Origin of the sequence: Methylobacterium sp. GXF4 (genome assembly GCF_000272495.1) — a bacterium.
In the GTDB taxonomy this organism is placed as follows: domain Bacteria; phylum Pseudomonadota; class Alphaproteobacteria; order Rhizobiales; family Beijerinckiaceae; genus Methylobacterium; species Methylobacterium brachiatum.
On the sequence record NZ_AKFK01000061.1, the window covers coordinates 1 to 16803 of the forward strand.

Consider the following 16803-nt stretch of genomic DNA (forward strand, 5'->3'; position numbering starts at 1 on the left):
CGGCACCGGCGGCGGCGGTAGCGCTACGGGCGGTGGGACCGGTGGTACGGGCGGCACTTCGATCGTCGGTGGTTCCGGTCCGGGCATCTACATCGTCACCGGCAACGTCACGCAGTCCCAGGGCCAGACCATCGTCGCCGATCTTCGTCTTTCCCAGCTCTCCAGCGCCACGGGTGTCGCTGCCAACAACACCAGCGGTCAGGCCGCACCGAGCGCCGTGGGCGCCGACGCCCTCGCGGTGGGCTTCGGATCGAGCGCGGCCGGGACGGCTTCGACTGCCGTCGGCACCGGGGCGGCCGCGGTCAATACCGGCAGCGTCGCCGTCGGCTACGCGGCGAGCGCCCAGGGGCTCGGCGGCACGGCGGTCGGTACGGCCTCGGCGGCGTCGGGGGCCGGCAGCACGGCGCTCGGCTTCGTCGCCGGCGCCACGGGCACGGGATCCACGGCGATCGGTGCGGCGGCCTCGGCCGCCGGCAACAACAGCGTGGCGCTCGGCAATGGCGCGGCGGCCAATCAGGCGAACACCATCGCCATCGGCGCCAACGTCAAGACGACCCAGGCCAACCAGGTGGCGATCGGCAATGCCGCCAACACCTACACCCTGGCGGGCGTCGCATCACAGGCGAGCGCCGCGGCCCAAAGCGGCGCGACCAACTTCGTTACCACCGACGCCGCCGGCAATCTCGCCGCCTCGGCCTATGGTCCCTCCACCATCGCGGGCCTCGGCAACCGGATCGATTCGGTCCAGTCCCAGGTGAACAACTTGGAGGCCAAGACCGACACGATGCAGCGCTACGCAGTTCAGACCCGCAAGGAAGCCCGTCAGGGTGTGGCCATGGCGATCGCGATGGCGACCGCGCCGATGCCGTCAGCCCCCGGCAAGACCACCTGGGCGACCAACGGCGCAACCTATCGCGGGGAATGGGCCGGCGGTGTCGCCGTCGCGCACCGGCTGCCGACCTGCTGTGTCCCGATCGCCGTGACCGCCGGTGTCGCCTATGCCGGCGAGAGCAATGTCGGTGTCCGGGCCGGTCTGGCCGGCGAGTTCTGAGACCGAGACATCGGCGGGGGCAGATCGACGTTTCGCCCTTGCTTACGGAGAAATCCCCGGCATAGTGTCAAGTTATGTTGACACTCGCGGTCGAGCCGTCGGAACGGCAGGAGACGGATCGGCGGCCCCACGCGGTCGTCGTCGGCTCCGGCTTCGGCGGCTTGGCCGCTGCCGTGCGGCTCGGGGCCCGGGGCTACCGGGTCACCGTACTGGAACGCCTCGAGCAGCCGGGCGGCCGGGCCCGGGTGCACCGCCAGGACGGCTTCACTTTTGACGCCGGCCCGACCATCGTGACGGCGCCGCAGCTCTTCGAGGAGCTGTGGCAGCTCGCCGGCCGCCGCCTGTCCGACGACGTCACGCTGGTCCCGATCGATCCCTTCTACCGGATCCGCTTCGCCGACGGCGCAACCTTCGAGTATAGCGGCGATCCCGAACGGATGCGCGCCGAGGTGGCGCGCTTCGCCCCTGACGACGTCGCCGGCTACGACCGGTTCATGGCGCATAGCCGCGCGGTCTGCCGGATCGGCTTCGAGCAGCTCGGCCACGTCCCGTTCGGCAGCGTCGGCTCGATGCTGAAGATCGCCCCGGACCTGTTGCGCCTGTCCGGCCACCGCTCGGTCCATGCCGTGGTGGCGCGCTTCATCCGCGACGAGCGGCTGCGCACCGTATTCAGCTTCCACCCGCTCCTGATCGGCGGCAACCCGTTCCGGGCGAGCGCGATCTACTGCCTGATCGCGGATCTGGAGCGGCGCTGGGGCGTCCATTTCGCCATGGGCGGGACCGGGAAACTGGTGGACGGGCTGGTCCGGCTGATCCGCAGCCAGAACGGACGGGTCCGGCTCGGCGTCGACGTCGCTTGCATTCGGGTCGAGGACGGGACCGCGACCGGGGTCGAGCTCGCGGGCGGCGAGACGATCGCGGCCGACCTCGTGGTCTCGAACGCCGATTCGGCGGTGACCCATGCGCGGCTGCTGTCGAAGCCCCGGCGCTGGAGCCCCGGGCGGCTCCGGCGGGCGCGCTCCTCCATGGGCTTGTTCGTCTGGTATTTCGGCACGAAGCGGCGCTACCCGGATGTCGCCCACCACATGATCCTGCTCGGGCCGCGCTATCGCGGGCTGCTCGCCGATATCTTCGACCGTAAGGTCCTGGCCGAGGATGCGAGCCTCTACCTGCACCGGCCCACCGCCACGGATCCGAGCTTGGCGCCGCCCGGCTGCGACGCCTTCTACGTGCTGGCCCCGGTGCCGAACCTGGCCGGCGGCCAGGATTGGCGCGCCCTCGCCGAGCCGTACCGGCGCCGGATCGCCGAGATGCTCGAATCGAGCGTCCTCCCCGGCCTGTCGGACGCCATCGTCACCTCGAAGGTGACGACGCCCCGGGAATTCCAGGACGATTTCCAGAGCTATCGCGGGTCGGGCTTCGGCCTCGAGCCGGTGCTGACCCAATCCGCGTGGTTCCGGCCGCACAACCGGTCGAGCGACGTGCGCAACCTGTACCTCGTCGGGGCCGGCACGCATCCCGGGGCCGGTCTGCCCGGCGTGCTCTCCTCCGCCCGAATCCTCGATCTGGTGGTTCCGGATGCCCGCGTTTCCGCCTGAATTCGCCAGAGCCGCGGATCGCACCGCCTGTCGGGTTGCGATCCGCGCCGGCTCGAAGAGTTTCTTCGCTGCCGGGAAGCTGCTGCCCGGCGAGGTGCGCGAGGCGGCCTACGGGCTCTACGCCTTCTGCCGCCTCTCCGACGATCTCGTCGACGAGGCGCCCAACGCCTCCGACCGACGCGACGCGGTCGCGCGCCTCGGCCGCCGAGTCGCACTGGCCTATGCGGGCGCACCCGCCGATACGCCGGCCGACCGGGCCTTCTCGGAGATCGTCGGCCAATATGCGATCCCGGAAGCGCTGCCCTGCGCCCTGATCGAGGGGTTCGCCTGGGACGCGGAGGGGCGGCGCTACGCGGACCTGGCCGCGCTGCACGGCTACGCCGCCCGGGTCGCGGGCTCGGTCGGGGCCATGATGGCGCTGATCATGGGCGCGCGCGCCCCGGATGCGCTCGCCCGCGCCTGCGATCTCGGCGCCGCCATGCAGCTCACCAACATCGCCCGCGATGTCGGCGAGGATGCAAGGATGGGCCGGCTCTACCTGCCCCTCGACTGGATGGTCGCGGCCGGGCTCGACCCCGACGCATTCCTCGCCGATCCGCGGCCGAGCCCGGCGCTGGCGGGCGTCGTCGCCCGGCTGCTTGCCGAGGCGGATGGGCTCTACCGGCGAGCGGAGGCCGGCATCGCGGCGCTGCCGGCGCCCTGCCGCCCGGCGATCCGCGCGGCGGCGCTGATCTATGCCGAGATCGGCCGGGTCGTGGCCCGGCAGGACCACGATTCCGTCTCGAACCGCGCCCGGGTCCGGACCACCCGCAAGCTCGCCCTGATCGCCCGCGCCCTGCGCTCCGGTGCTGCGACGCCGGGCCTCGCGGCACCGCCCCTGCCGGAAGTGGCGTTCCTGATCGACGCGGTGATGGCGCATGTGCCGGTTCCCGACCGCAGGCGGACGGCGCTCCGGCCCTGGTGGGACGTGGGCGGCCGGGTGGTGCACGTGCTGGACCTGATCGAGCGGATGCGCGAGCGCGAGGCCTTCGGCCGCTCCGCACCGTCCTGAGGCCGGCACGTGAGCGACGGCCTGTTCGCGGCTTTCGATATCGGGCTGGTCTTCGCCCTGGCCCTCGGGATCGGCCTCTGGCAGCTCATCGCCGTCCGACGCAGCATCCGCCGGGATCGCGCTCAGGGTGACGATCGGGAGTGATCTCGTCGCGATAGCGAGACGGTCGCGATTGGCCCACGCATTCAGGCCTGGGCCTGATGCACCTCAGCAAGCGCCACGTCGCCGGCGAGCAGGCACCCAATAGCGCGGCCGTCCGCGAAGCCCAGGCGCACCCGGATCTCGGACAGGCGGCCCATGGCTCGGCCCTGGAAGATCCGGATCGGCCGGTCGTCCGGTGCAATCAGCCCATCCTGCAGCAGCCCGAAAGCCAGGGCGGCCGCCGCGATGCCGGTTGCGGCATCCTCGGGGTAGCCGGAGGAACGAGGGAATTGCCGCGCCTCGAACGTTCGGGCATCGCGGTCGAGCACTGCGTAGGGGTAGAGGCCGGTGGATCCGATCCGCGTGCACGCGGCCTCCACCGCGGCTTGGTCCGGTGCCAGGGCGTTCAGCGCGGTTTGATCGCGCATCGGCACCAGGGTCTTCACCCGGGATGTCACGGCGTTGTGGATCGGCCGGTCGGCGAGGGCGTTCCGGTTCAGGCCAAACGCCGCCAGCACCGCCGCTTCCGGCTCGGGCGCGAGCGGGGTCACCCGCCCCGCCGGCTGGGTAATCTCCACCGTCCACTGGCCGTCCGCGCGCGGCGCGACGAAGCCGGTAACCGAGCCGCTGCCGGTGGCGATCCGCACGGTCTCGCCCGATAAGCGGCCCTCCCGGGCCAGCACCCAGAGCGCGCCGATCGTCGCGTGCGCACACATCTCCATCTCGTGGTTCGGTACGAAGAAGCGCAAGCGCAGATCGTGCGCGGCATCCTCCGCCGGGAGCGCGAAGCCGGATTCGTGGCCGTAGCGCCCGGCCACCGCCCGCATGGCGTCGGCATCGAGATCCCGCGCATCCGCGATCACCGGGCAGGGATTCCCGCCCCGTCCGTCATGCGTGAACACGTCGACCAGGGTCACCGCCGGCATCAGCCGCTCCTCACTGCAGATGGCGCGTGTAGGTCTCTCCGGCCGCCTCCTTCAGCACGGCGCCGGCCTCGCGGCCGATGCGCTCGGCCTCCGCCGCCGGGCCCTGCCGGGAGACGGCCCAGTGCCGGCTGCCGTCGGGCAGGAACAGCAGCCCGTCGAGCTTGAGCTGGTCGCCGTCGATCTGCGCCAGGGCTGCGATCGGCGTCCGGCAGGAGCCGTCGAGTTCGGCGAGCAGCGCGCGTTCCGCAGCGATCGCAGTGGTGGTGCGGGCGCAGGCGATCGGCGCCAGCAGGTCGCGGATCGCGGCGTCGTCGGCCCGGCACTCGATCCCGAGTGCGCCCTGCGCCACCGCGGGCAGCATCTCGTCCACCGACAGGATGCTGCGGGCCATGTCCTGCAGGCCAAGGCGCTGCAGCCCGGCGAGCGCCAGCAGGGTCGCGTCGCATTCGCCGGATTCGAGCTTGCGCATCCGCGTGTTGGCGTTGCCGCGCAGGGGCACGACCTTCAGGTCCGGCCGGTGCATCAGCACCTGCGCCCCGCGCCGGAGAGACGAGGTCCCGACCCGGGCACCTTCCGGCAGGCCCGCGAGCCCGTCCGCGTGCGGCGACAGGAAGGCGTCGCGCGGGTCGTCGCGCTCCAGGATGCAGGCGATGGCCAACCCGTCCGGCAGCCAGGTCTCCACGTCCTTCATGGAATGGACCGCGACATCGACCTCGTCGGAAAACAACGCCTGCTCGAGTTCCTTGGTGAACAGGCCCTTGCCGCCGATCTCCGAGAGCGGGCGATCGAGGATCTTGTCGGCCACCGTGGTCACCACCACCAGCTCGGTCTCGAGCCCCGGATTGGCCGCCACGATCTTGTCGCGCACCATCCCGGTCTGGGCGAGCGCCATCGGGCTGCCGCGGGTGCCGATGCGCAGGGGGCGGTTCAACATGGGGGTCCGGACGTTTCTTGCGGCGTTGTCCGAGCGTTATAGCCCGCCCGCGGCCGCAGGCCATCGCCGGGTGCGGGATTCAGACTCGCTGAAGCGTCCGCGTGTCAGGCTGATGCCGCCCCGGTTTCGCCGGACTGCGCGCTTAGCGGCGTGCAGGTCACTTCGAGAGCTTCTGGACGCCCCATGCTGATCGTGCCGAGCCGACGGCAGTTCCTCACCGGACTCGGGGCCGGCGCCGGCCTCGTGGCGGCGACGGGGGTCTACGCGGTCGATGTCGAGCCGCTGCACCGGCTGGTGGTGACGCATTACGCGCCGACGCTGCCGCGCTGGGACCCGGCCCTGCGGCTGCGCGTGGCGGTGCTCGCCGATTTCCACATCTGCGAACCGTACATGCCGTTCGACCGGGTGGCCGAGATCATCGACGCCACCAACGCCTTGAAGCCCGACCTCGTGCTGATGCTCGGCGATTACCCGGCCGGCAAGATCGCCTGGCGCAAGCTGCCCCTCGAGCAGTTCGCCCGGATGGTCGAGGGCCTGAAGGCGCCGCTCGGCACCCACGCGATCCTGGGCAATCACGATTGGTGGGACGACCATGCCGTCCAGCGCTCCCGCCGGGGCTCGCCGGCGGTCAAGCACCTGCTGGAGGCCCGGGGCATCCCGGTGATGGAGAACGAGGCGGTGCGGCTGGTGAAGGACGGGCGGCCCTTCTGGCTCGCCGGGCTCGCCGACCAGCAGCCCTATTTCAACAGCTGGGACCAGGGGCTCGACGACCTGCCCGCGACCCTCGGCACGATCACCGACGAGGCGCCGGTGATCCTCATGGCCCACGAGCCCGACATCTTCGCCGACGTGCCCGACCGGGTCTCCCTGACGCTCGCCGGCCATACCCATGGCGGGCAAGTCCGCCTGTTCGGGCACTCGCCCGCGATCCGGCGGGTCCGCGGCCACGATTACGCCTACGGCCACGTCATCCAGGATGGGCGACACCTGATCGTGTCCGGAGGCTTCGGCATGAGCCGGATCCCGGTCCGGTTCGGCGTGCCGCCAGAGATCGTTCTGTTGGAATTGGGCACTTCCTCCGAGCCGCCCCGCGCCTGAACGCCGCGCCGCTCGTTTTCGCGTCGCCCGGCGCTACCTCGCCGGGATGCGTGCACTCCTCCCCGTCCTCGCCCTGGTCGTCCTCAGCGCCGGATCACATTCCGCCTGGGCGCAATCCTGCGACACGTTGATCGACAAGGTCACCGCGGAGACGGCCGCCAAGGCGACCGAGCGGCGCAGCGATTACGCGAACTTCACCGTCGGCCCCGACATGACCCTGAGCCTCGCCTGCGGCGCGCCGGACCTGTCCTCGGTGGGGGCCCAGTATCGCGGCGCCAGCCCGCCGGACGTCTACTATGAGACCTTCGGCCGGGCCGGGCACGCCGTGACCGGCATCGATGCGGCGACCATCACGGAGGCGGCGCGCAAGGCCCAGGCCGCGGCCGTCCGGCTGCGGCACAGCAACGTCGATCTCGGCGGCGCCCGGATCACCTGCTCGGCGATGGTCTCGCCCGACAAGGGGCCGCTGACCCTCTGCGCGGTGATCGAGCACAGCGACCGGAGCTGAGGCGCGACAGGTTTCCCAAAGGCTGGCTCAGACGCGACGCGCGCCCTCTCGTGCACGGGAGGGGGCGCGCGCACGGTCGAGACACGCGCGGACCCGTTGAGGTCCGCCCGTATCCCCGCCTCAGAGCGGGATGTTGTCGTGCTTCTTCCAGGGCTGCTCCATCTCCTTGGTGCGGAGCATGCCGAGCGCCCGGGCGATCCGGCGGCGGGTCGAGTGCGGCATGATCACCTCGTCGATGTAGCCGCGCTCGGCCGCCACGAAGGGGGACAGGAACCGGTCCTCGTACTCGCCGGTCCGCGCCGCGATCTTCTCCGGGTCGCCGAGCTCGCTGCGGAAGATGATCTCCACCGCGCCCTTGGCGCCCATCACGGCAATCTGGGCGGTGGGCCAGGCGTAGTTGAGGTCGGCGCCGACATGCTTCGAGGCCATCACGTCGTAGGCGCCGCCGAAGGCCTTACGGGTGATGATCGTCACCAGCGGCACCGTCGCCTGCGAATAGGCAAAGAGCAGCTTGGCGCCGTGCTTGATCAGGCCGCCATATTCCTGCGCGGTGCCCGGCAGGAAGCCCGGCACGTCCACGAAGGTGACGATCGGGATCGCGAAGGCGTCGCAGAAGCGCACGAACCGCGCGGCCTTGCGGGAGGCGTCCGAATCGAGGACGCCGGCCAGCACCATCGGCTGGTTGGCGACGAACCCGACGGTGCGGCCCTCGATCCGGCCGAACCCGGTCATGATGTTGCGGGCATAGGCCGCCTGGATCTCGAAGAAATCGCCCTCGTCGACCACCCGGCGGATCAGCTCGCCCATGTCGTAGGGCTTGTTCGGGTTGTCGGGGATCAGGGTGTCGAGCGACATGTCGAGCCGGTCGACATCGTCGAAGCTCTCGATCTCGGGCACGCCCTCGATGTTGTTGGCCGGGAGGAAGTCGAGCAGGCGACGGATCTGGAGGATCGCCTCGACGTCGTTCTCGAACGAGCCGTCGGCGATGGAGGATTTCGTGGTGTGGACCTTAGCGCCGCCGAGCTCCTCCGCGGTCACGACCTCGTTGGTCACGGTCTTCACCACGTCCGGGCCGGTCACGAACATGTAGCTCGTGTCCCGGACCATGAAGATGAAGTCGGTCATGGCCGGCGAGTAGACGTCGCCGCCCGCGCAGGGGCCCATGATCACCGAGATCTGCGGGATCACGCCCGAGGCCATCACGTTCCGGCGGAAGACCTCGCCGTAGCCGCCGAGCGCCGCGACGCCCTCCTGGATGCGCGCGCCGCCGGCATCGAAGATGCCGATGATCGGGGCGCGCATCTTCAGCGCCATGTCCTGGACCTTCACGATCTTCTGAGCGTGGGCCTCCGACAGGGAGCCGCCGAACACCGTGAAGTCCTTCGAGAACAGGAAGACCGTGCGGCCGTTAATCGTGCCCCAGCCGGTGACCACGCCGTCGCCGGGGATCTTCTGCTTCTCCATGCCGAAATCGGTGGAGCGGTGCTGCACGAACATGTCGAATTCCTCGAACGACCCGTGGTCGAGGAGGAGTTCGATCCGCTCGCGCGCCGTGAGCTTGCCGCGCTTGTGCTGGGCCTCGACGCGCTTCTCGCCGCCGCCCAGGCGCGCCTGGGCCCGTCGCTCCGCGAGCTTGTCGAGGATGTCCTTCATGGCTGTTCCCGCCCTTACCCTGCTCGTGCCGCCCTAGCCCGGTTGATGCCGGGTCGAAGCTTGTGCGTTCACCGATCACGCGGCCTTAGCACGGGCGTTTCGGGTGGCAAACCGACGCAAATGTCTCGCGCGTCGGACCTTCGGGGGGAGGGAGGAGAATGGTGGACGGTGCAGGGATCGAACCTGCGACCTTTCCCGTGTGAAGGGAACGCACTACCGCTGTGCTAACCGTCCGTGCCGCCAAGGGTCGAGACCCGGGGGCGGAACCAACGCGGTCGGCGACGCCTGGAGCAGGCGGCGACCGGATGCCGGGCCTTCTAGGGCGTGCCGACCCGAAACGTCAAGCACTGCTTGCAAGGTTGACAAGAACCACGCCGCAATGCGCTGTGGCCGCATGCACGAGGAGCACGCGGCCGTGCGGCCCGACAGCGACGTGACGGGGGAGGGCGCGGCGCGCACGGCACGGCCGCGCGTCGCGATCACCTACTGCACCCAGTGCAACTGGCTGCTGCGCTCCGCCTGGATGGCGCAGGAGCTGCTCTCGACCTTCCGCGACGACCTCGGCGAAGTCGCCCTCGTGCCCGCCACCGGCGGCGCGTTCCGCATCGAGATCGCGGGCGTGCTGCTGTGGGAGCGGGTCCGCGACGGCGGGTTTCCGGATGTGAAGGCCCTCAAGCAGAGGGTGCGCGACCACCTCGACCCGGAGCGCGATCTCGGCCATATCGACCGGTCATGAAGCGAGGGAACGGCGAGGAGCCCGCGGGGCACCGCGTGCCGGGGACGGGCGCCGCTTGAGCCCGGAGCAGGAGGCCGAGGGTGTGAACGTCCCGGCGATCCAACCCGCACGCCGATCATGGCTGGCACGCCGGCTCTACCGGTTCGGCCGCAACGGCTTCTCGACCCAGGTCTACCTGATCGCCCTGGTGATCGCCCTGATCGGGCCGGGCCTGCTGTTCACCGGCATCCTGCTGATGCGCTACGCCTCGGCCGAGCGCGCCCGCTTCGAGCAGGATGCCCGCGAGAATGTCCGCGGCATCGGCCTGTCTCTGGATCGCGACACCGCCGGCCTGGTCTCGGTGCTGCAGACGCTGGCGACCTCGCCGCGGATCCGCCAGGGCGATTTCGAGGCGTTCGACGCGCAGGCCCGCCTGGTGCGCGAGTCGATCGACCTCGACGTGCTGCTGCGGCGGCCGAACGGGCAGGAGGTGGTCAATACCGGCGTGCCCCGCGGCGCGCCGATGCCGATGATGCCGCTGCCGTTCGACACCGACCTGTCCAAGGGTGCCCAGCGCGCCATGGTCAGCGGCTACATCCCGGGCCCGACCCCGGCCGAGGCGACCTACGCGGTCGGCGTGCCCGTGATGGTCGAGGGCGAGGTCGCCTACATCCTGAGCTTCACCGTGCCGCTGTCGCGGCTCCAGGGCATCCTGTCCCGGGAGGTGGTGCCCGGCTGGACCACCGGCATCTCGGACCGGAACGGGATCGTCCTCGCCCGCTTGCCGGACCCGGATTCCGTGGTCGGCAAGCCCCGGCTGGCGAGCCTGCGCCAGGTCCAGACGGCGACGCCGGGGGTCTGGGAGGGACAGGACCGCCAGCACAAGCCGGTGGTGGTGATCGAGGCGCGCTCGCGGCTGACCGGCTGGATGGTCGCCACCAGCATCCCGCAGGCGCTGGTCGACGCCCGGGTGCGACGGTGGGTCTGGGCCTTCGCGGGTTTCGGCCTGCTGGTGCTCGCCACCTCGTCGGTGCTGGCGGTGAACCTCTGGTCCCGGGTCTCGCGCCCGCTGCGGCTGCTGGCGGCCTCCGGGCCGGCGCTGTCGCGGGGCGAGGCGATCCCCCGGGTGCCGTCGCCGGTCCACGAGATCCAGCGGCTCGGGGCGGTGCTGTCGGACGCGTCGCTGCGGCTGCGCACCCGCGAGGCGGAGCGCGACCGGGCGCTCGCCGACACCCGGCGCGGGCTCACGGCGCTCAGCGAGAGCGAGGCCCGGTTCCGGCACATGGCCGATTCCGCGCCGGCACTGATCTGGATGACCGACGAGAGCGGCGGCGTCAGCTTCGCCAACCTCCATTTCGAGCACATGTTCGGGATCCCGGCGGCGGATCTCACCAACGAGGGCTGGGAGCGGATCGTCCATGCGGACGACCTCGAGAGCTTCCGCGCGGCCTTCGCCGAGGCGTTCGAGGCACGGGCGCCGTTCCGCACCGAGGTCCGGGTGATCGACCGGGGCGGGGCCGTGCGCTGGCTCCGCTGCGAGGGCGTGCCGCGCCTCGACGATGATCAGAACTTCCTCGGCTATACCGGCTGCAACATCGACATCACCGACGCGAAGTTCGCCGAGGAGCACCTGCTGCTCCTGATCCACGAGCTGAACCACCGGGTGAAGAACACCCTGGCCACGGTCCAGTCGATCGCCGGCCAGTCCCTGCGCAACCTCGAAGGCCCGGAGGCCGACGCCGCCCGGGCGGCGTTCGAGGCGCGGCTCCTGGCACTCGCCCGGGTCCACGACGTGCTCACCCGGGAGAGCTGGGAGGGGGCGGAGCTGTCGGCCGTGGTGGCGGACGCGATCCGGCCGCTCGAATCCGGCGACGGCCACGAATCGCGCTTCTCGGTCGTCGGCCCGGCCCTGCGACTCCCGCCGCGGCTCGCTCTGTCGATCGCCATGGCGCTGCATGAGCTCGGCACCAACGCGGTGAAATACGGCGCCCTGTCGATCGAGGGCGGGACGGTGGAGATCTCCTGGACCGTGCGGCGCGAAGCCGAGATCCGCTTGTACCTACGCTGGGCCGAGCGCGGCGGCCCGCCGGTCAAGAAGCCGACCCGCACGGGCTTCGGCTCACGCCTGATCGAGCGCAGCCTCGCCCGCGAGCTGGCCGGCGAGGTGACCCTGACCTACGAGGAGACCGGCGTGATCTGCACGATCGATGCGCCCGTCCCGCCGCCGGGCCTGCTGGAGCGCAAGAGCGCCGCGGCGCCGGCCCGGATCGCGCCGCTGCCGCTGGCTGGGTAGGCCCGCGACCACGCCGCCGGCGCGGCGCGAATCCCTTCGCTCGCTTCGGAGGGAAGCCCGTCCTGATCCGGCGCGCCGCGATGGGAAGACATCCTCCGGCTGCGCATAGGCGGCGTACCGAACCGAAGCAGGATGCGCGGAGGGGGGGCGATCAGTGCCGATCGCCGCAGGGGGAGCTTTGCGCCGCTTGACTGGCATTCACACGGGCATTGCCATCGCGCCACGCCCGTTCGCGATCGCGCTGTGCTTGCTCGCGCGCCAACGCAACCTGCTCCCGCTGGCTCGACGCAATGTCTTTCAAGACATTCAACTCACGCTCTCTGTCAGAATCATATGCCAGCGCTGGAACTGTTCCCGACACGGCCGCAAGAGCCGCAAAGATTAAAGCTCGCATAAAATAATCCCCCGTTCTATAATAATCTTCATCAATCTGAAATCACTGGGAATGTCGAACGGCAAAAGGTTCTTAAGATGCTGCTCGGCCGTCTCGGATATGCCCAGCCGTTCGAATTGATTTAAGGCTCCGCAACATGAATGGGATCTGACGGATCGTATGTTTGTCGGGTTCAGTCTTTCTCTGCGGCAACCGTTGTACGGGCGATGACCTGCCGGTCCGGAATAACCGGGAGGACGATTCGCGGCCCAGGGATTTTCAATCACCGGGCCCGTCAGGAGGAGGGCGTGGATGGGATCGGCGTTCCAAACCCGATACCGCCCGCTAGTGATACGGATCCGCCGCGTCCCGCAGGCCGTCGCCCATGAAATTGAAGGCGAGCACCGTCACCAGCACCGGCAGGACCGGCAGCAGCAGCCAGGGATAGAGCTGCACCGCCGCCAGGTTCTGCGCCTCGTTGAGCAGCACGCCCCAGCTCGTCACCGGTGGGCGTAGGCCCAGGCCCAGGAAGGAGAGGGCGGTCTCGCCCAGGATCATCGTCGGGATCGACAGGGTCGCCGAGGCGATCAGGTGGCTCATGAAGTTCGGGATCAGGTGGCGGCCGATCACCCGAGCCGGCGAGGCGCCCATCAGCTCGGCCGCCTGGACGAAATCCTCCTCCCGCAGGGCCAGCAGCTTGCCGCGCACCGCCCGGGCGAGGCCCGGCCAGTCGAGCAGGCCGAGGATCACGGTGATGCCGAGGAAGACCAGCAGCGGGCTCCAGTTCGGCGGCAGGGCCGCCGACAGCGCGAGCCAGAGCGGCAGCTCGGGCAGGGAGCGCACCACCTCGATCAGGCGCTGGACGCCGGCATCGACGATCCCGCCGAAATAGCCGGCGATCCCGCCGAACAGCATGCCCAGCGTGAATGAGATCGCCACGCCGACCAGACCGATGGTGAGGGAGACCCGCGCCCCGTAGATCATCCGGGAGAACAGGTCGCGCCCGAGCCGGTCGGTGCCGAGCAGGAACAGGGTGCCGTCCTTCGGCGGGCAGACGAGGTGCAGGTCGGTGGGGATCAGGCCGAGCCAGACATAGCCGTCGCCGCGGCAGAGGAAGCGCAGGGGCTGCGGCTTGCCGGCATCGACCACGTAGTCGCGCCGGAACGTGTCGAGGTCGAGCTGCGCCCGGTAGGGATAGACGAAAGGCCCGAGGAAGCGCCCATCGTGGAACAGGTGCACGCCCTGGGGCGGTGCGTGCAGGAAGTCGCCGTTGCGCCGCGCCTGCCCGTAGGGTGCGAGCATCTCGACGAACGGCACCGTGGCGTAGAGCGCGAGCAGGATCAGCGCCGAGGCCACGGCGATCCGGTGGCGCAGGAATTTCCGAACGATGAGCCGCCACGCCGAGGCGCTGCCGGCGGGGTTCTCGCCGAGCGCCTGCGGCTCGAACGGCGCCGGATCGACGAAGTGGCCGCGGGCCGTCTCTGGCATGATCGGTCCCGTCACCGGGCGCCCATGCGGATGCGCGGATCGAGCCAGACCAGGATCAGGTCGGAGATCAGCATGCCGACTAGCGTGAGGCCCGCGACGAACATCAGGATGAACCCGGCCATGAACTGATCCTGGCTGCGCAGGGCCTCGAGCAGCAGCGGGCCGACCGTCGGCAGGCTGAGCACGAGCGAGACCAGAACCGAGCCCGAGACGAGGTGCGGCAGCAGGTTGCCGATATCGGCCACGAACGGGTTCAACGACATCCGGAACGGGTACTTCAGCAGTGCCCGCATCGGCGGCAGGCCCTTGGCCCGGGCAGTGACCGTGTAGGGCTTGGCCAGCTCGTCGAGGAGGTTCGCCCGCATCCGACGGATCATGGCGGCGGTGCCGCCGAGCCCGATCACCACGGTCGGCACCACGAGATGCGCCAGCAGCGAGCGGATCTTGGTCCAGTCCCAGGGCTGGTTGGTGAGCGCCGAATCGTAGAGGCCCCCGATCGACAGGCCGAACCAGCGGTTGGCGTAGAACAGCAGGATCAGCGCCAGCAGGAAGCCGGGCACGGCAAGGCCGACATAGCCCAGCAGGGTCACCACCGCGTCCCCGAACGTGTGCCGGTGCGTCGCCGAATAGATCGCCGCCGGGATCGCCACCACGTGGACGAAGACCACGGCCGTGAGGTTGATCAGCAGGGTCAGCCACAGGGCGTCGCCGACCACGTCGGCCACCGGCTTGTCGTACTCGAAGGACCAGCCCCAATCGCCCTGGAGAAGCCCCGAGAACCCGACCGGGCCGGGCATCAGGCCGATCCACATCAGGTATTGCTGCCAGACCGGCCGGTCGAGGCCGTATTGGCGGATGAGCAGCTCGGCCTTCGCCACCGAGCCCGCCTCGCCGCTGGCGCGCAGCTCCATGATCCGGTTGGTCAGGTAGTCGCCCGGCGGCAGCTTAATGATGAAGAACACCAAGGCCGAGATGACGAGCAGCGTCAGCGCCATGGTGACGACGCGCCGGAGGATCTGAACGATCACCGGACCTCCGCGCGCGTGTCGGCGGCCTTGTCCCAGAACACCTCGTCGAGGCGCTGCACGCCGATCAACGCCGTGGGATCCCAGGAATACAGGGCGCGCTTGGGGAGGTTGACGAGGCGGTCGGCTCCGACCACCGGCTGGAGCGCGCCCGCCACCGTGCCGATCACCCAGGTGTTCTGCGCATGGTTCATCAGCATCTCGCGCCAGATCGCGGCCTGTTTCTCCGCATCGTCGGTGTCGCGCCATTGACGGTCGAGGTCGAGCAGGCGCTGGACCTCCGGGATGTCGCAGCGTTCGCCGGACTTGCCCCGGCTCTCGACGTTGGCGCTCCAGAGCGGCCAGGCGTAGTGCTCGGGCTGGGCGGGGCTCAGCTCGGTCGGCGGCATGATCGCGGTCGGCACCGCGAGGTCGAGGCCTTGCGCGGCGACCATCACGGTCATGCCACCCACCGAGCGGCGGTGCAGGTTGGTCCGCTCCTGCGGCTTGGTCACCAGGCGGATGCCGATCTCGCGCCAGAACTCGGTGATCAGGAGCAGGGCGTCGAGCACCATCTCGGCCTCGCCGTCGCTGTCGACCACCAGCTCCATGGCGCGACCGTCGCGCATCAGGCGGATGCCGGAGCCGTCGCGGCCGGTCAGGCCGATCTCGTCCAGCAGATGCGAGGCCCTGGCCGGATCGTAGCCGGCATTGAGCGTGCGCAGCTCCGGCGCGTAGAGCGGGCTGTCGGACACGATCGTGTCGTTGCCCTCGGTGCCCAGGCCGAAGAGCAGCGTGTTGTTGAGCGTGCGCCGGTCGATGGCGAGCGACAGGGCGTGGCGGTAGCGCACGTCCCGGTTCAGCGCCCGCCAACCGGAATCCTGCGTGGTCAGGTTCGGGTAGAGGGCGATCTCGGAGCCGCGGGCCACGGGCCACAGGTTGGTGCGGTACTGGTGGGCCTTCTCACCCTCCTTGAGGCTCGGGATGTCGGGCATCGACAGGCCGCGGAACATCAGGTCGGCCTCGCCGGCATTGGTCTTGGCGACCAGCAGGCCCTGCGAGGCGACATCCATCACGATCGTATCGACATAGGGCAGCTGCGTGCCGGCGGTGTCGACCCGGTGGTAGCTGCGGTTGCGCTCGAACCGGAACCGCGTCGCCGGCGAGCGGGTGCGCGGCACCCAGCCCTGCAGGGTCGGGCAATCCGGGTTGTTCAACTCGTAATTGTCGTCGAGCCGGTTGTGCAGCGCCGCCCAGCCGCGCAGCTTCAGCGCCTTGGCCTTGGCGTCCGCCGCCTCCTTGCCGAGATAGCGGGCGTGGACGGTCTTCAGGTAATGCGCCGGCCGGTAGATCAGCGGATCGCGCGGCGCGGCCAGCGCCGGCAGGAACATCGGGTTCGGCCGGTTCCAGCTGTAGCGGATCGTCATTGGGTCGAGGAACTCGACCTGGGGGGGCTTGCCATCCACCAGGAAGAAGGCCGGCGGCCCCTCGGGGCTCAGCGCCTTCTCGTTGGCGACGTCCTCCCAGTAGTAGCGGAAATCCTCGCTCGTGAACGGGTGCCCGTCCGACCAGCGGTGGCCCTGGCGCAGCGTGAAGGTGAAGCGCCCGCCCTCGACATCGACCCGCTCGAGCAGGTCCGGCCGCAATTGCAGGTCGGCATCGTAGCCGACCAGCCGCGTGTAGCCGTAGACCGAGAGGTAGCGGACATCCCGGGCCTTCGCGATCAGCGTCCGGATTGTCCCGCCGGCGGTGCCGGTGCGGCGGCCCCGGGCGGCGAGGTCGATCACGAAGGGTTTTTCGGGCGGGGCGGCGGCGTCCGCGGGCGGCGTGTCGGCGCGGGCATGGCGCGGGCGGGAGAGCAGCGCGGCGGCGCCGAGGCCGGCGATCAGGGCGCGGCGGGAGATGCCGGTTTCCCGCCCCACATCGGGATCGCAATTCGGGTGAAGCTGACCGCGACGGGCTCCCTCTCC

At 70.2% G+C, this 16803-nt stretch carries 13 protein-coding genes, 1 tRNA gene and 1 pseudogene; 8 read left to right on the forward strand and 7 right to left on the reverse strand.

The features are described from left to right. The 4 genes and pseudogenes from WYO_RS29035 to WYO_RS32385 all read left to right on the forward strand — a co-directional run. A pseudogene (locus WYO_RS29035) lies at window positions 1-1051 on the forward strand (hypothetical protein); the annotation flags it as partial. A gap of 74 nt (window positions 1052-1125) precedes the next feature. After that, window positions 1126-2649 (forward strand): phytoene desaturase, encoded by a 1524-nt coding sequence (locus tag WYO_RS14310; protein ID WP_007563596.1) that lies wholly within the window; start codon window positions 1126-1128, stop codon window positions 2647-2649. Beyond that, a complete protein-coding gene (locus WYO_RS14315; protein ID WP_007563599.1) occupies window positions 2630-3700 on the forward strand; it encodes a phytoene/squalene synthase family protein in 1071 nt (356 codons plus the stop codon). The genes WYO_RS14310 and WYO_RS14315 overlap by 20 nt, the downstream gene beginning before the upstream one ends. Before the next feature lie 9 nt (window positions 3701-3709). Continuing rightward, a complete protein-coding gene (locus WYO_RS32385) occupies window positions 3710-3844 on the forward strand; it encodes a hypothetical protein (protein WP_007563601.1) in 135 nt (44 codons plus the stop codon). Window positions 3845-3885: 41 nt separating this feature from the next. Here WYO_RS32385 and WYO_RS14320 read toward each other — a convergent pair whose 3' ends face one another. Together WYO_RS14320 and hemC are read right to left on the reverse strand one after the other, a co-directional pair. Next, complete coding sequence (locus tag WYO_RS14320) at window positions 3886-4767, reverse strand: PhzF family phenazine biosynthesis isomerase (protein ID WP_007563603.1); 882 nt, start codon at window positions 4765-4767, stop codon at window positions 3886-3888. A gap of 10 nt (window positions 4768-4777) precedes the next feature. Continuing rightward, entirely contained in the window at window positions 4778-5701 is a 924-nt protein-coding gene (hemC, locus tag WYO_RS14325; protein ID WP_007563605.1) for a hydroxymethylbilane synthase, read from the reverse strand. Between the two features lie 183 nt (window positions 5702-5884). On the opposite strand from hemC, the gene WYO_RS14330 reads away from it, so the two are divergent. Both WYO_RS14330 and WYO_RS14335 read left to right on the forward strand, forming a co-directional pair. Further along, complete coding sequence (locus WYO_RS14330) at window positions 5885-6799, forward strand: metallophosphoesterase (protein WP_007563607.1); 915 nt, start codon at window positions 5885-5887, stop codon at window positions 6797-6799. A gap of 46 nt (window positions 6800-6845) precedes the next feature. Next, window positions 6846-7307 carry a hypothetical protein gene (locus WYO_RS14335; protein ID WP_007563609.1) on the forward strand — a complete coding sequence of 154 codons (462 nt, stop codon included), beginning with the start codon at window positions 6846-6848 and terminating at the stop codon, window positions 7305-7307. Between the two features lie 120 nt (window positions 7308-7427). Here WYO_RS14335 and WYO_RS14340 read toward each other — a convergent pair whose 3' ends face one another. Further along, complete coding sequence (locus WYO_RS14340; protein WP_007563612.1) at window positions 7428-8960, reverse strand: acyl-CoA carboxylase subunit beta; 1533 nt, start codon at window positions 8958-8960, stop codon at window positions 7428-7430. 159 nt (window positions 8961-9119) lie between these two features. Next, window positions 9120-9194, reverse strand: a tRNA-Val gene (locus WYO_RS14345). Window positions 9195-9375: 181 nt separating this feature from the next. Between WYO_RS14345 and WYO_RS14350 the strand changes: the two genes are divergently transcribed. Then, entirely contained in the window at window positions 9376-9696 is a 321-nt protein-coding gene (locus tag WYO_RS14350) for a SelT/SelW/SelH family protein (protein ID WP_230364874.1), read from the forward strand. A 55-nt stretch (window positions 9697-9751) separates the two neighbouring features. After that, window positions 9752-11968 carry an HWE histidine kinase domain-containing protein gene (locus WYO_RS14355; RefSeq protein WP_081496980.1) on the forward strand — a complete coding sequence of 739 codons (2217 nt, stop codon included), beginning with the start codon at window positions 9752-9754 and terminating at the stop codon, window positions 11966-11968. Window positions 11969-12686: 718 nt separating this feature from the next. Here the strand turns inward: WYO_RS14355 and WYO_RS14360 are convergent. The 3 genes from WYO_RS14360 to WYO_RS14370 are packed head-to-tail and all read right to left on the reverse strand — an operon-like array spanning window position 12687 to window position 16755. After that, window positions 12687-13829, reverse strand: a complete 1143-nt coding sequence (locus tag WYO_RS14360; RefSeq protein WP_007563618.1) for an ABC transporter permease — start codon at window positions 13827-13829, stop codon at window positions 12687-12689. An 11-nt stretch (window positions 13830-13840) separates the two neighbouring features. Further along, window positions 13841-14857 (reverse strand): ABC transporter permease, encoded by a 1017-nt coding sequence (locus tag WYO_RS14365; protein ID WP_007563620.1) that lies wholly within the window; start codon window positions 14855-14857, stop codon window positions 13841-13843. Beyond that, the gene (locus WYO_RS14370; protein ID WP_047170828.1) at window positions 14854-16755 is read right to left on the reverse strand and encodes an ABC transporter substrate-binding protein; all 1902 of its coding nucleotides are present in this window, start codon (window positions 16753-16755) and stop codon (window positions 14854-14856) included. Before WYO_RS14370 ends, WYO_RS14365 begins: the two co-directional genes overlap by 4 nt. Window positions 16756-16803 lie beyond the last annotated feature (48 nt).

Excerpts from the sequence above, each read along its gene's own strand:
- WYO_RS14310 (WP_007563596.1), top strand. The coding sequence starts at position 1,126 with ATGTTGACACTCGCGGTCGAGCCGTCGGAACGGCAGGAGACGGATCGG.
- WYO_RS14315 (WP_007563599.1), top strand. The coding sequence starts at position 2,630 with ATGCCCGCGTTTCCGCCTGAATTCGCCAGAGCCGCGGATCGCACCGCC.
- WYO_RS14320 (WP_007563603.1), bottom strand. The coding sequence starts at position 4,767 with ATGCCGGCGGTGACCCTGGTCGACGTGTTCACGCATGACGGACGGGGC.
- hemC (WP_007563605.1), bottom strand. The coding sequence starts at position 5,701 with ATGTTGAACCGCCCCCTGCGCATCGGCACCCGCGGCAGCCCGATGGCG.
- WYO_RS14330 (WP_007563607.1), top strand. The coding sequence starts at position 5,885 with ATGCTGATCGTGCCGAGCCGACGGCAGTTCCTCACCGGACTCGGGGCC.
- WYO_RS14335 (WP_007563609.1), top strand. The coding sequence starts at position 6,846 with ATGCGTGCACTCCTCCCCGTCCTCGCCCTGGTCGTCCTCAGCGCCGGA.
- WYO_RS14340 (WP_007563612.1), bottom strand. The coding sequence starts at position 8,960 with ATGAAGGACATCCTCGACAAGCTCGCGGAGCGACGGGCCCAGGCGCGC.
- WYO_RS14360 (WP_007563618.1), bottom strand. The coding sequence starts at position 13,829 with ATGCCAGAGACGGCCCGCGGCCACTTCGTCGATCCGGCGCCGTTCGAG.